The following is a 12782-nucleotide window of genomic DNA, read 5'->3' as shown; positions in this document are numbered from 1 at the left end:
ATTGATAAATATCCAAGAACAGCATCAAACCAAACATATATTTTTTTGCCATCATACCCTTCTTTAGGAACATCTATTCCCCAATCTAAATCTCTTGTCGCTGCACGATCCTGAATTCCGTCTTTAATATACTTTTCAGATTCATTAATTGCGTTAAAGCGCCACTCTTTATGAAGTGAAACGAAATCACTTAATTCCGATATATGCGCATGCATATCCAAATATAATTGTTTAGATGGTTTTAATATTGGAGAATTACCGCAAATTGCACATTTAATGTCTTTTAGTTTGTCTGGTTCAAAAAGTGAACCACAATTGTCACACTGATCACCACGAGCTTCGCTACCACAGTTTGGGCAGATACCATTTACATATCTGTCTGGGAGAAATTGATTACAGTGTTCACAATACACTTGATTCTCTTCTTTTTCATAAAAACTTCCGTTCTCAATTAATGCTGAAAAGAAATCCTTAACAAATTTTTTGTGAAAAGGATGCATTGTATTTGCGTACTTGTCATATGTAAAGTTTAATCGTTTAAAACAATCTACAAATTCCTCATGATATTTGTTAGCAATCTCTTCTGGTTGAACATTGTCTTTTTTTGCACGTATAGAAATAGGGGTTCCGTGACAATCACTACCCGAAACATATATTACTTCATCACCATTAGCACGATGATATCTTGCGATTATATCACCTGGTACAAGTGCAGCCATATGACCTATATGAAGAGAACCATTTGCATATGGCCATGCTCCACCTACCATTATCTTTTTTTTCATTCTATTCTTATTCCTCCTAAATTAAAATTAAGTGAAATAATTAAGAATTTAAGTTATTATTTAACTTTTAACTTTTTTAATAATATCACGCAAGAGGTAAAAAGTCAATTGAAAACCTTTTGGGATTCATGGAAAAGCATGAACCCATTACTTAAATTATGCTAAAAACAAAAGAACTCACCATTTAGCGAGTTCTTACTTGGCGGAGAAAGAGGGATTTGAACCCTCGCGCCGGTTACCCGACCTACGCCCTTAGCAGGGGCGCCTCTTCGGCCACTTGAGTATTTCTCCATGCCCTACATTGTTTATATTTTTAATAAAATATGGCGGAAAGACAGGGATTCGAACCCTGGGTGCGGTCACCCGCACGCCGGTTTTCAAGACCGGTGCCTTAAACCAACTCGACCATCTTTCCACGTATCTCAATGACAAGTATTATTATATCAACCACTGTGTCTTATGTCAATAATAAAATTAATTTTTTTATATCAAAAAATATGGAACTCAAACTATCTATTCCCCTAAATTTATTTGAATAATTTTATTATTATAACCTTTAAATAAGAAATAAAATTATCTTCCATATAAAGCATAGGTTCAGTATTTGGAAAATATAATTTTAATCTTATAATCCAAACAATGATAACTAAAGCTGCTGCAAAATAAATATATCTAACTTTTTTCAAATTAGTCATGAAGGGAATAAAAATAACTAGGGGAAATAAAGGATTATACTTAAAAGCTTGCAGAATATTACCTTTAAATAGATGTAAAAATGCTCTAGTCATGCCACAACCGGGACAGGGAACTCCTGTAATATTATAAAATAAACAAATGCTTCTATTGGTTATATGGCCAAAAAGTATACTTACAGCTCCAATAGCTGCAAGTATACCAAAATACTTTCCGCAAGTAACAATGCTAAGTATTACCTCTACTGCTATATTTCTTTTTTCAATCATTATAGCCCCTTCCACTAAAAAAATACTTAATGTACATTATAGTATATTATCCTGCTCTAAAAAATAAGCTTTATTTTGATATCTTATCACATCTCATATAAGGTCTTAATACCTCAGGAATTATAACTGATCCATCTTCCTGCTGATAATTTTCTAAAATAGCTGCTACAGTTCTTCCTACTGCTACACCAGAACCATTTAAAGTGTGTACAAATTGAGGCTTATCCTTTGGATTGTCCTTGTACTTAATATTTGCTCTTCTTGCTTGGTAATCTTCAAAGTTACTGCAGCTTGATATTTCTACATATCTATTGTAACTTGGCATCCAAACTTCTATATCGTAAGTACAAGCTGATGAGAAGCCTAAATCTCCTTTACATAGCTTAACTACTCTGTAAGGTAAGCCTAATCCTTGTAGAACTCTTTCTGCGTCATTTGTAAGCTTTTCTAATTCTTCGTAAGACTCTTCTGGCTTTGTGAATTTAACTAGCTCTACCTTGTTAAATTGATGCTGTCTTATAAGACCTCTAGTATCTCTTCCTGCTGAACCAGCTTCTGCTCTAAAGCAAGCACTGTAAGCCACATGCTTTATTGGAAGTTCGCTACCTGGTAGTACTTCATCTCTATATAAATTAGTTACAGGAACTTCTGCAGTAGGTATTAGGAAGTAATCTTCATTTGTTACCTTGAAAGCATCTTCTTCAAACTTTGGAAGCTGTCCTGTACCAGTCATACTATCTCTATTTACCATGTATGGTGGCAATATTTCTGTATAGCCTGCTACCTCTACATGAGTATCTAGGAAGTAGCTTATTATAGCTCTTTCCAATCTAGCACCTAGAGCCTTGTATACTGTAAATCTTGAACCAGTTATTTTTGCAGCTCTTTCAAAATCAAATATGTTTAGATCTACACCTAAATCCCAGTGAGCTTTAGGTTCAAAACCAAACTTTGTTGGTTCACCCCATTTTCTAATTTCCAAGTTATCTGCATCAGACTTTCCGTCAGGAACATTTTCATTTGGGATATTAGGTATTCTTAAAATTATATTCTTTATTTTATCATCTATTTCAGCAACCTCTGCGTCCATAGCCTTTATATCTTCACCAATCTTTTTCATCTCTGCCATAATAGGCTGAACATCTTCTCCTGCTTTCTTTAGCTTTGGAATTTCTGAGGATACTTGATTTCTCTTGCTTTTTAAAGTTTCAACCTCTACTAAAATTTGTCTTCTTTTTTCATCTAAATTAACTACTTCATCAATTAATGAAACATTGAAATCTGCACTTCTTCCAAGCATTGCTTTCTTTACTTCTTCTGGATTGGTTCTTATTCTCTTTATGTCTAACATGAAACTCTACCTCCTATATTTTTATAATAAAAAAAAGCCTTCCTCCCAAAAGGGACGAAAGACTCCGCGTTGCCACCCTAATTAACTGCCACATAAAGACAGTTCTCTCTTATACATTTAACGGTTTTGCCGTACTGCTCTTCACAGTCCCTCAGAGGTGGATTCTCAAATACAGCCTATCAGTTTACACCAGCCACTGACTCTCTTAAAAAAGCTATATAAGTTACTAGTCCTCTTCAACGGTTAAATATTATCTTTTGTATATTATTATATACACAATTTTTTAAAAAAGTAAACATATTTATCTCAGATTTATAACTTTTCTGTATTCTTTGTGCAAACAATATCTACACCGGTGTTTAAGATATTTTTGCATACAATGTCTCCAATTTTTATTGGTAGAGATACATAAATTCTGCTTAAGGCTTTGGAACATTCCAACCATAAACCTTTATCTATTGGTGCAGTGCTTTTAACAGGAACAACTTTGGGATTCTTAGTTCCCTTTGCTCTTACTACCGTTGTAAGCACTCCTTTATTGTTAAGACTCTCTTTCCCATACTCAATTCCCTTATAGCACTTGTTTCCAATTACAATTATTTCATTGCCTTTTTTATCTATGCTCAGCAAGCATTTCTCACTGCAGCCATAACAAATACTTTGTTGCAGCATTCCAACACCTCACACACTGTCAAACTCTTTTATTCTATTTAATAGAATTTTAGACTTCTTAGAATTTTTAACTATATCCGTTACCTGCTGATTGGTTTCTCTAGCAAGTATAGATACTACCTTATTAAGACAATAAGCTCCTTTACATCTGCCGAAAGTAGCACCAGTTCTGCGTTGAACCCCCTCTAAGGTTCTAGCTCCTAAAGGCCTTCTAATGCAATCTACTATTTCACCTTCCGTTACCATGTTACAGTGACAAATAACACTTCCATACCTTTTGTCCATATCTATTAGCTTTTGTCTTTCCTCATTGGATAGCTTTTTAAAATTATAGGTTTCTCTACGCCTATCCTTAAAATCCTTTTTAGGCTTAGCATTCAAATTACTTACAACCGTTTCACAAACCATTTTTGCTATATAAGGTGTCATGGTTACATGTCCATAATGCTTACCTATTATTCTTATGTATCCATCGCTTAAATAGCTATCATCAATTACTATATCGTCCTCCTTATATCCAACGGAATAAAAGCTATCTATCCTCTTTTCATCTATAGAGTCAAATAATCTCTTAGCCTCTTCCACAGTATTTTTCAGACTCAATTTTTCCTCTGACCTAACAGAAACCAAATCATACTCTTTTAAGGTATTTACATAATAGCCATTCTTTCCATCTTCCCCTATGGATAACACTATCCTTGAATATAAATCCTCCTGCTTTTCTAAAAGAAAATGATTCATATATTCCTTTTCGTGATAACTTATATTTCTATCTAAATCTATGCTATAATGCTCACCTGGGGTAGTATTAATCACCATCTTACAGGTAAATTTATTCTTATTTGTAGTTACCCTAACCCCTTTGGTAATATCCTCTATGTCTAAAACCTCTTCTGTCAATCTAAAATTAACACCATTATCAAAGGCTATTTCTCCATAAGCTATAGCAAGATCATAAGGACATGTTACTCCAGTATTAGGTGAATATAAAGCTTTAGTTACCTTTTTACTTAAAGAAGGTTCCATCCGTCTAGCTTCTTCACCAGAAAGTAACTTCACATATTCAATTCCTCTATCCTGAGCCTGTTTGAATAAATGATTTAATCTTTCCTCCCCTTTGCTGCCAGAAGCAGTTACCAAAGATCCACACTTTTTAAAGGGAATATTAAATTTTTCCGTAATCTGGCTAAACATAGAATTGCCCATGAACTCTAGCTTAGCCATAAAGGTATTATCACACTCCACACCATCATATACAATGGCAGTATTAGTTAAGGCCACATCACTAGCTATATCATAATCCTTCTCTATTAATGCTATATTCAAACTATATTTAGAGAGTTCATAAGCCACAGCACAGCCTATAATTCCTCCCCCTAATACTAGTACATCATAATCCATATAAATCCTCCCGCTAATATATACAACTGAAATCCGTAGTAAAAACAATATTTATAAAATGAACTTCAATGAGAGCAAGGGCTAATCACAAGCCAAATACCCCTTTTCTGCAAGCTCTTTTAACAAATTATCTATTACTTCTTGGCTATCTGCTACAACGGTATGCATATGAACACCGTCTGTAAGTCTAGATAAAGGTTGAGCCTTACCCTTATCAAATCTTTCCACAAAATTCTCAACATCCTTTAGGGTTTTAATCATAAGCATCCCCCTCATCTCTCCATATAAAGGATGCTCTACAATAACATCTTCCACCATAGCTCCATATTTAACTATAGTTCTTAATTCATCTTCCATCTGTAATTCATTATGAGAAACTGCAATTATTCTTTTTATCTTATTTGATTGAGCAGATGCTATAATGTATCCATCTGGAGTAGCTATTATATTATTACCTTCTGCTCTAAGTATGGCAATATCCTTTACTATAACCTGCCTAGTAACGCCCATCTCTTCTCCAAGCTCTTGACCCTTTTTCGGATCTTTACTTGCTAGCAATTTATTTAGTATACGTTCTCTTCTTTCCTTTGAATTCATAGCTCTCATCACCTTACAATTCTAATTTAACTTATACTATCTGCCGCCCTCAAAATATCTAAACTACTGTCTCCTATTATATCATTTTCATGGTGATTTCTCACCAAATAGAGAAATCTATCCCTATACTTATTTAATCTATTTAAAAGTATATATCCTTTTTCCGCATGATTATAGTAAACATCTATCTTTTTTATATTAGTCATCTTCCTCATCTTATTGCCTGCCAATTTATCTAAAATAACTAATACCGACTTATCAATAGGATTTAACTTTTTTTCAATTTTACCAATATCATGTAACAAAGATACCTTAATAAATTCATCTCTATCTAGGTCTACAGCCCTTTGAATCTCATTAGTTTCAAGTCTTCTCTCAACATCTTTAGCAACCCTAATACTATGCTTCTGCTCTGAAACAGACAACCTGAAAAAAAGTTCCTGCTCCTCCTTATCAAGATATCTCTGTATATATTTTTTATCCTCATTGGTAATTCTACTGAACACAGCCCAAAAGAACTGCTTAACTCTATATAAACTCATTAGCACACCTCTAATGCAATACTAGAAAACATAATATCTATAGTCTAATTTTATATTTTTTATTTGCTATAAACAATAGGGTTTTTAAAAGGAAACATTAAAGAAACTTAGTGAATTAATTTATTTGATATTAATAAATATATAAGGTAAGAATGAAACCAATTAGGAGGTGCTTGCTATCCCTATTATAGCTTACTATATAACAATATTAGTTATTTCTTTAATATATGTTTACCTAGCTTTCACTATAGATTTAAGTCCTATAAAAGGCATTATTATAAGCTTTACTTTGTTGATTTTGCTAATTAAGTTTAAAAGCTATGCTTTATTTTATATAAACCTCATAGATATGCTACTAATTTCCTATAGATATTATAATAAGAAAAAGCTAAAAATAAACTCCATGGAACTACTTCGTATACTTTCCTTAAACTTAATTAATATTGCCTTTTCTGTTTATGGCCTTATTAAAATAATATACTACTATCCTGGCAGACTTTACATACAAAGAAAGCTCCCTTTTACTAGGATATTTTTAATAGAACTTGCTCCTATAGCTTGTATAATATCCATCTATTTAGTACTGATAGTGATACTACTTTCTATCAATAATAAACTTTCATACGGTAAGACCAGGGGCAAAGTACATATTCCCCTACTACAAACCATACTTTTCATTACTTTAATTGTACTCTTAATTATACTTATAAACGCCTTTATATATTTTATTATACATAACTATCCCTCCAAAAGGTTTAACGGTATATTTGGTGAAAACTATTTAAAGGATCCTATTAAACAATATTATAGAGATTACAAGTCCTTCTCTGATTGCATATGGTTTAGCGCCACCACCTTCTTTACTGTAGGCTATGGAGATATGCACCCTGTAGGCAACATCATGTATCTTTTATCTATGCTAGAGATGTTAAGTGCTTATATATTAGGTGTAATTATGATACCTATTTTACTTATTAAAGTATCTTGTAAATAATTAAACATCTACGTTATAATTATCCTAAAAACTTAAAAATAACCTTAAGTTCAGCATTTTTTTCAATTACAAATTTAAAGGGGTGTTAAAATGAATCATTTAGGTACAAAGGAATTAGAAACAGATAGGCTAATATTACGCAGGTTTAAGGTATCTGATGGAGAAGCAATGTTCAAAAATTGGGCTAGCGATCCTGAAGTAACAAAATATCTAACCTGGCCCACTCATACTGAAGTAGGTATATCAGAATACGTGGTAAATGACTGGGTATCACACTATGAAGCCCCAAAGTTCTATCAATGGGCTATTGTATTAAAATCAAATGGGGATGAACCCATTGGATCTATAAGTATAGTGGAAATGGACGAACGAATTAATAAGGTACAAGTTGGTTACTGCATCGGTAGTAAGTGGTGCATCAAGGAATAACCTCGGAAGCTCTATCTGCATTAATATCCTTCTTTTTTAAAGAGGTAAAGGTAAATCAAATTGAAGCAAGACACGATACAAAAAACCCCAACTCAGGTAAGGTTATGAAAAAATGCGGTCTTATTTATGAAGGCACTATAAAACAGGGAGATATAAATAACCAAGGCATCTGTGATTGTTCAATTTATGGACTTGTGGCAGAGGATTATAGGGGATAGAATAGGATAAGATTTTTTATGCTTTGACTAGGGATAAATACTTTGATAGTTATTTAGGAGGATAGTTATGGACAACTATATTGTGAGAGAAGCTAAAAAAGGTGAAGATGATTTAATTATAGACAGGCTAGTAGAATACAATTTATCAAAGGTACCACTAAAGCAGGATATTGATTTTTTATGGATAAATAGGATAATTGAAGACCTAAATGGAGAAATTATCGCTGGAATACTTAGCAAGATGTATTGTTGGAATTGCTTGTACATAGATGTGCTATGGGTAAAGGAAGACCATCGAAATACGGGCTTAGGCTCTAAACTCCTAAAGGAAATTGAAGCAATAGCAAAAGAAAAAGGCTGTCAACTAATTCATTTGGACACCTTTGATTTTCAAGCTAAAGACTTTTATCTAAAGCATGGGTATGAAGTTTTTGGAGTATTAGATGAATGTCCTCAAGGTCATAAAAGGTATTTTTTAAAGAAGAGTATTTAAGTTTTTATAAAAAATAATTAGAAATAGGGAGAAAGTCAATGAAGGCAACCATAGTATTAATTGCAAATAATGAAACTTCAAATCTAGCTTCTAAATTATTACTGGAGGCCAACAAAATCGGTAAATTAGGCTTTGAAATGACACGACTCCCCTTTCACCTTTCTCTAAAACAACCTTTTATCATTAATAATCTCGATGAATTTGAAAGTTTTTTTGATGCTTACTCAAAAATCTTAAAGCCTGTAACCATTCATTTCAAGGAACTAATTGCATAGCCAAATTCTGTTTTCGGATACGAATCCGGCGTTTTGGTATTAAAGGCTGAAAAAACAAAGGAATTATCCTCAATACATAAGGATTTAACTAATAGATTAGAAGAAAGATTCGGTCCCTGTAATGCAGCCTTTGATGGTGATGCCTATGAATTTCACATGACCATAGCCATAGGAGGTAAATCATACTCTGAATATGAAAAAGTCATTTCAGAATTAAAGAAAAAGGATCTAAGCTTCACAACAGTTTTCAACGAGTTAGCACTTTTCTACTATGATAGCGATAATATAGAGCCGGGAACATACTATTGCTATAAGAGAGTTAATTTAGGTTGAAATATATAGCTATGTTGCTTTGTTTTAAAAAACAGTTGTTAAATAAAGCGGATGATTAGGACAAGCTGCCCTAACCCCTTCTAGAGTAAAAAAGACTGCTGCACAACAATTAAATCTGTTATTGTGCAACAGTCCCTTGATTCTAGTTATAAAATTCCAATCTCATAACCTTTACTATATGTTTCTTTGCTGCAAATTCCATATCAACTTCTTTAATCTTTCTATATCCTAAGCCTGACCAAAATTTCATTGCACCGTAGTTTTCTTGAACTACACCTATTCTAAAAGTCTTTGCTCCTAAACTAATTGCCCATTCATTTAATGCTTTATGTGCAATTGTTCCTAATCCATTACCTCTCTCGTCAGCGTCAATAATCATTAATCCAAGCATCCACTCTCCAACAGTTGGGAAGTCCCTTATAAGGTCCACTAAGCCAACTAACTTATCATTATTAGTAAATATCCCTAAAACAAATTTATCTTCATAACTTTTATTTGGAGGTAGATCAGTAAATATTTCATTTACTTCTTTTATAGTGGGTAATACTCCGTCAACCAAAATATAATAATCAGAACATTTTCCACATAACATCTCAACTGCATGGCAATCATTTGTAGAAAGAGATTTGATTTTATAGCCATTGGCTAAGTTTAAATTAATAGTTTTCATATTAGTTCTCAACTAAATGGTGTTTCATAGGCAAAGGGGATTAGGTTTTTTGCTTTGGTTTTTTTAATTCCTTCAGGGGTGTTTATTATAACATAACATTCTGGGCAATAATCCATTAACAACTACCTACAATTTCCGCATGGAGAATATATCATATCACTATTGTCGCCTCCAATTGCTACAATACATTCAAACTCTCGTTTTCCAGCAGTTATGGCTGAACCCATAGCAATCATTTCACCACAAGCACCATGAGCTAAATAAACATTAACACCTAAATATATTTCACCATCTGCACATCTCAAAGCACAACCCACAGTATGTCTGTAATTTTCACTATCATAGTTTGCCTTTATTATATCCTTAGCCTTTTCAATAAGATAAAAATCCTCTTCTTTTAACTCTTCAAACATTATATTCCTCCTATATATCCTTAGTTGGTTATGAATTACTATGGCGATTTAAATTTCAATTGCTTTTAAAATAAACTCTTTGAAAAAGTATAGTGGTTTTAAAGAATTGTTATACATCCTGCTTGTAAAAACTACTACTAAATTAAACTTGGGCACAACTATTATATATTGGCCGCCATAGCCCAAAGCAAAATAATAACTTATTTCTAAACCCTTATTATTAAATGATGATACCCACCAATGATATGCATAATGCCCAATATTGTTATAAGTCATATATAGCGGTGTTGTAGATTCTTTTATCCATTCACTAGATATTATTTGTTTACCATTGAAACAACCATTATTTAAGAACAGATTACCAAACTTCAACATATCATAAGAGGTAAGCCTTAAGCCGTCTGCCCCAAGGCTAATACCCTGCCTATCATCATCTTACAATATCATTATGAGAGGCCCAATTTATTAGCTCCTTAAATAAATTAGCTCCTATTTTTTTACCCCTATAGCTTTTCAATATGCCTATAACTATATAAGCACTATGGCTTATTCTATTAGCAAAACCTCTCTCTGCAGATAAGAAACCAACTATTCTTTCCTGATCCTCTGCTACTAGCATCAAGGAATTAGAAGATATCATTTGCTCAAGTGTATCTTTCATTTCATCTACAGTTGTACTTCTTTCTCCTGGTTCATACATCATATATTTGGTTTCATTGTCTAACTGCTTTAGCATATTTAATAAATTTTCTGCATCCTCTAGTTCCGCTTTTCTTATAATTAGGGCAATCCTCCACACTAATCTGGTTTTCAACGTCATAGTAATAGCTACTAATCAACTCGCCTGTAATTTGCTTTTAAATTATCTTTTATTTATCTTCATCATCAACAAATTCAAATACTTCTTCTACGGTTTTACCAAAAACCTTGGCAATATCCATGGCTAATTTTAAGGATGGATTGTATTTTCCATTCTCTAAATGCCCTATTGTTTCCCTTCTTACACCTACCAGATTAGCCAGTTCCTCTTGCTTCATATTAAATTCTCTACGGAGTTCATGAATTTTTGTTCTTAATATTGGCATAACTATTCACCGACCTTTTCATATTTAAGAAAGAATATACATTCAACTATAAAAAATCCTCCTACTATAAATGGTGTTAGTATTTTCAAATCAATCATCCATGCTCCCTTTGTTATTTTAGATATAAGCCATAAAACAAGCACTAATATTAAAAATAAATCATAAACCTTAGCTTTTGCTTTAATTCTATTATGTATTGCCATTTCATCCTCTTTTTCTGTTTTCATGAAATAAGCTACAATAAACGTAAAAAATCCAGCTAATATTAATATGTCAATTACAATACTTAAATAGTAACTTTGGTTTACAGTCTGAGATATACCTAATATAATACAAGCTATACCGCCAATTCCATTTGATAATATAGCATTTTCTTTTAATTTTAATACTTTTTTCATATTATCACCTCTTGTTATATATTTTTAACGTATGTTATAAATACGTAACTTATATGATAAATATATAACATAACACTTATCCTGTCAATATCAATATTGTAAATAAATCTCAAGTATTAAATCATAAATTGAAAAGAAGATGTTGCAAAACTACCGGTTGAGTATTTTGCCAACACCTTCTTTTTATCAAGCTGCAAAAGGCATTACCATATAGTTCTTAATTATTTCTGCAATCTCTTTATTGTCCTTATACTCAAATACACCTATATGCTTTCCCTTAATATTTAGCACAGTAAGTTTTCCCTTAAGTATATTCTTCTCAGTCTGCTCAGAGTCTTCTACTATGCCACCTTGTTTCTTTATGTATTCAATAAAGCCTTGTGAAGTTATTTCCTTTTTATATCTTTTACGATTGAAATCAGGAAAAGTTTCTGCTTGTATGACATATACTTCGAATGGCTGTACACATCTATCCTTATAAGCTTTTCTTAAAGCAAATTATTCTATTTGCCTCCTCAAAACCAAGGGATAAATGAAATCTTAAGCTTTCTATATTATTTAATTCACAATCGCTGGCAAATTCACTACATCCCTTATCCTTTGCCCACTTTTCACATTCCATAAGTAGCTGTTTAGCTATTCCTTTATTACGATACTCATCCTTTACATATATCCCTTCCAAATAGCCAACAGGACTGGTTTCTGCTCCCTCAACATAATCGTTCCTTAGGCTGCATTGTGCAAAAGCAACTGGTATAGTTCCGTGAAAATAAGTAAAAAGAGCTTCATTTTTTGAAGCAATGCAATTTGTGATTTCTTTTTCTAAATCGCTAATTTCATTGTCTGGCCATAATAGTAAAGCTAATTCTGCAACAGCTTTGGAATCATCAATAGTTGCTTGTTTTATGATGATATTTACCTCCCATTAAACCCTTTATTCATAATTCGGTTAATTTGATGATGAATTATATATTCTAATTATAACATTACTTTTTCATAAAAATAAAAGCAATGAATTTTCGTTCATGACTTTCTTTGGTGGAGATAAAGAGATTCGAACTCTACCTGGGTGCCATAAAGCGCCGATTTACATCGGCATGGCACCCGTTGAAGACCATTTAGGTCTTCAACCCCCCTGCGTGCAAGGCAGGTGCTCTCCCAGCT

The 12782-nt window shown here is 32.7% G+C and carries 17 protein-coding genes, 2 tRNA genes, 2 pseudogenes and 1 other annotated feature; of the genes and pseudogenes, 5 read left to right on the top strand and 16 right to left on the bottom strand.

From position 1 onward, the window contains the following. From N3C_RS13780 to N3C_RS13740, 9 genes are all read right to left on the bottom strand, one after another. A partial coding sequence (locus N3C_RS13780) for a methionine--tRNA ligase (protein ID WP_143312687.1) occupies positions 1–785 on the bottom strand: 785 nt, incomplete at its 3' end. Positions 786–985: 200 nt separating this feature from the next. Beyond that, positions 986–1076, bottom strand: a tRNA-Ser gene (locus N3C_RS13775). Positions 1077–1109: 33 nt separating this feature from the next. Further along, positions 1110–1200 (bottom strand) — tRNA-Ser (locus N3C_RS13770). Between the two features lie 112 nt (positions 1201–1312). Further along, positions 1313–1747, bottom strand: coding sequence for a DUF2752 domain-containing protein (locus N3C_RS13765; protein WP_083604573.1), 435 nt, complete (start codon positions 1745–1747; stop codon positions 1313–1315). Between the two features lie 70 nt (positions 1748–1817). After that, positions 1818–3098, bottom strand: coding sequence for a serine--tRNA ligase (serS, locus tag N3C_RS13760; RefSeq protein WP_074366588.1), 1281 nt, complete (start codon positions 3096–3098; stop codon positions 1818–1820). 47 nt (positions 3099–3145) lie between these two features. Continuing rightward, positions 3146–3347, bottom strand: a binding site (T-box leader). Between the two features lie 63 nt (positions 3348–3410). Beyond that, positions 3411–3770 (bottom strand): DUF1667 domain-containing protein, encoded by a 360-nt coding sequence (locus N3C_RS13755; protein ID WP_074366587.1) that lies wholly within the window; start codon positions 3768–3770, stop codon positions 3411–3413. 9 nt (positions 3771–3779) lie between these two features. After that, positions 3780–5171, bottom strand: coding sequence for an NAD(P)/FAD-dependent oxidoreductase (locus N3C_RS13750; protein ID WP_074366586.1), 1392 nt, complete (start codon positions 5169–5171; stop codon positions 3780–3782). Positions 5172–5252: 81 nt separating this feature from the next. Continuing rightward, positions 5253–5768: a transcription repressor NadR gene (locus N3C_RS13745; protein ID WP_074366585.1), complete on the bottom strand. Its 516-nt coding sequence runs from the start codon at positions 5766–5768 to the stop codon at positions 5253–5255. Between the two features lie 26 nt (positions 5769–5794). After that, complete coding sequence (locus N3C_RS13740; protein WP_074366584.1) at positions 5795–6310, bottom strand: HD domain-containing protein; 516 nt, start codon at positions 6308–6310, stop codon at positions 5795–5797. A gap of 169 nt (positions 6311–6479) precedes the next feature. On the opposite strand from N3C_RS13740, the gene N3C_RS13735 reads away from it, so the two are divergent. The 5 genes and pseudogenes from N3C_RS13735 to N3C_RS13715 form a co-directional block, all read left to right on the top strand. After that, positions 6480–7304, top strand: coding sequence for a potassium channel family protein (locus tag N3C_RS13735; protein ID WP_074366583.1), 825 nt, complete (start codon positions 6480–6482; stop codon positions 7302–7304). Positions 7305–7394: 90 nt separating this feature from the next. Further along, positions 7395–7951 (top strand): annotated as a pseudogene (locus N3C_RS13730) (GNAT family N-acetyltransferase). A 67-nt stretch (positions 7952–8018) separates the two neighbouring features. After that, positions 8019–8444 carry a GNAT family N-acetyltransferase gene (locus N3C_RS13725; RefSeq protein WP_074366582.1) on the top strand — a complete coding sequence of 142 codons (426 nt, stop codon included), beginning with the start codon at positions 8019–8021 and terminating at the stop codon, positions 8442–8444. A 38-nt stretch (positions 8445–8482) separates the two neighbouring features. Then, positions 8483–8719, top strand: a complete 237-nt coding sequence (locus N3C_RS13720; RefSeq protein ID WP_074366581.1) for a hypothetical protein — start codon at positions 8483–8485, stop codon at positions 8717–8719. A 24-nt stretch (positions 8720–8743) separates the two neighbouring features. Then, positions 8744–9052, top strand: a pseudogene (locus tag N3C_RS13715) (2'-5' RNA ligase family protein); the annotation flags it as partial. Positions 9053–9194: 142 nt separating this feature from the next. Here the strand turns inward: N3C_RS13715 and N3C_RS13710 are convergent. The 7 genes from N3C_RS13710 to aac(6') all read right to left on the bottom strand — a co-directional run bounded on the left by N3C_RS13710 (position 9195) and on the right by aac(6') (position 12510). Further along, positions 9195–9722: a GNAT family N-acetyltransferase gene (locus N3C_RS13710; protein ID WP_074366579.1), complete on the bottom strand. Its 528-nt coding sequence runs from the start codon at positions 9720–9722 to the stop codon at positions 9195–9197. Positions 9723–9844: 122 nt separating this feature from the next. Further along, the gene (locus tag N3C_RS13705; protein ID WP_242944110.1) at positions 9845–10135 is read right to left on the bottom strand and encodes a cytidine/deoxycytidylate deaminase family protein; all 291 of its coding nucleotides are present in this window, start codon (positions 10133–10135) and stop codon (positions 9845–9847) included. Positions 10136–10183: 48 nt separating this feature from the next. Beyond that, the gene (locus N3C_RS13700) at positions 10184–10510 is read right to left on the bottom strand and encodes a serine hydrolase domain-containing protein (RefSeq protein ID WP_074366578.1); all 327 of its coding nucleotides are present in this window, start codon (positions 10508–10510) and stop codon (positions 10184–10186) included. Between the two features lie 55 nt (positions 10511–10565). Beyond that, the gene (locus N3C_RS13695) at positions 10566–10955 is read right to left on the bottom strand and encodes a GNAT family N-acetyltransferase (protein WP_083604572.1); all 390 of its coding nucleotides are present in this window, start codon (positions 10953–10955) and stop codon (positions 10566–10568) included. A 49-nt stretch (positions 10956–11004) separates the two neighbouring features. Beyond that, positions 11005–11220: a helix-turn-helix transcriptional regulator gene (locus N3C_RS13690; RefSeq protein WP_074366576.1), complete on the bottom strand. Its 216-nt coding sequence runs from the start codon at positions 11218–11220 to the stop codon at positions 11005–11007. Positions 11221–11222: 2 nt separating this feature from the next. Then, complete coding sequence (locus N3C_RS13685) at positions 11223–11618, bottom strand: hypothetical protein (protein WP_074366575.1); 396 nt, start codon at positions 11616–11618, stop codon at positions 11223–11225. A gap of 475 nt (positions 11619–12093) precedes the next feature. Further along, the gene (gene aac(6') / locus N3C_RS13680; RefSeq protein WP_373432815.1) at positions 12094–12510 is read right to left on the bottom strand and encodes an aminoglycoside 6'-N-acetyltransferase; all 417 of its coding nucleotides are present in this window, start codon (positions 12508–12510) and stop codon (positions 12094–12096) included. Positions 12511–12782: the final 272 nt, after the last annotated feature.

This window comes from Clostridium sp. N3C (genome assembly GCF_900095445.1).
Classification (GTDB): Bacteria; Bacillota; Clostridia; order Clostridiales; family Clostridiaceae; genus Clostridium_AU.
The sequence above is the reverse complement of the archived record's forward strand: the minus strand, read 5'-3'. Positions and strand labels throughout refer to the sequence as shown.

Coding starts and splice junctions, on each gene's coding strand:
- N3C_RS13765 (WP_083604573.1), bottom strand. CDS start 1,747: ATGATTGAAAAAAGAAATATAGCAGTAGAGGTAATACTTAGCATTGTT.
- serS (WP_074366588.1), bottom strand. CDS start 3,098: ATGTTAGACATAAAGAGAATAAGAACCAATCCAGAAGAAGTAAAGAAA.
- N3C_RS13755 (WP_074366587.1), bottom strand. CDS start 3,770: ATGCTGCAACAAAGTATTTGTTATGGCTGCAGTGAGAAATGCTTGCTG.
- N3C_RS13750 (WP_074366586.1), bottom strand. CDS start 5,171: ATGGATTATGATGTACTAGTATTAGGGGGAGGAATTATAGGCTGTGCT.
- N3C_RS13745 (WP_074366585.1), bottom strand. CDS start 5,768: ATGAATTCAAAGGAAAGAAGAGAACGTATACTAAATAAATTGCTAGCA.
- N3C_RS13740 (WP_074366584.1), bottom strand. CDS start 6,310: ATGAGTTTATATAGAGTTAAGCAGTTCTTTTGGGCTGTGTTCAGTAGA.
- N3C_RS13725 (WP_074366582.1), top strand. CDS start 8,019: ATGGACAACTATATTGTGAGAGAAGCTAAAAAAGGTGAAGATGATTTA.
- N3C_RS13720 (WP_074366581.1), top strand. CDS start 8,483: ATGAAGGCAACCATAGTATTAATTGCAAATAATGAAACTTCAAATCTA.
- N3C_RS13710 (WP_074366579.1), bottom strand. CDS start 9,722: ATGAAAACTATTAATTTAAACTTAGCCAATGGCTATAAAATCAAATCT.
- N3C_RS13705 (WP_242944110.1), bottom strand. CDS start 10,135: ATGTTTGAAGAGTTAAAAGAAGAGGATTTTTATCTTATTGAAAAGGCT.
- N3C_RS13700 (WP_074366578.1), bottom strand. CDS start 10,510: ATGTTGAAGTTTGGTAATCTGTTCTTAAATAATGGTTGTTTCAATGGT.
- N3C_RS13695 (WP_083604572.1), bottom strand. CDS start 10,955: ATGACGTTGAAAACCAGATTAGTGTGGAGGATTGCCCTAATTATAAGA.
- N3C_RS13690 (WP_074366576.1), bottom strand. CDS start 11,220: ATGCCAATATTAAGAACAAAAATTCATGAACTCCGTAGAGAATTTAAT.
- N3C_RS13685 (WP_074366575.1), bottom strand. CDS start 11,618: ATGAAAAAAGTATTAAAATTAAAAGAAAATGCTATATTATCAAATGGA.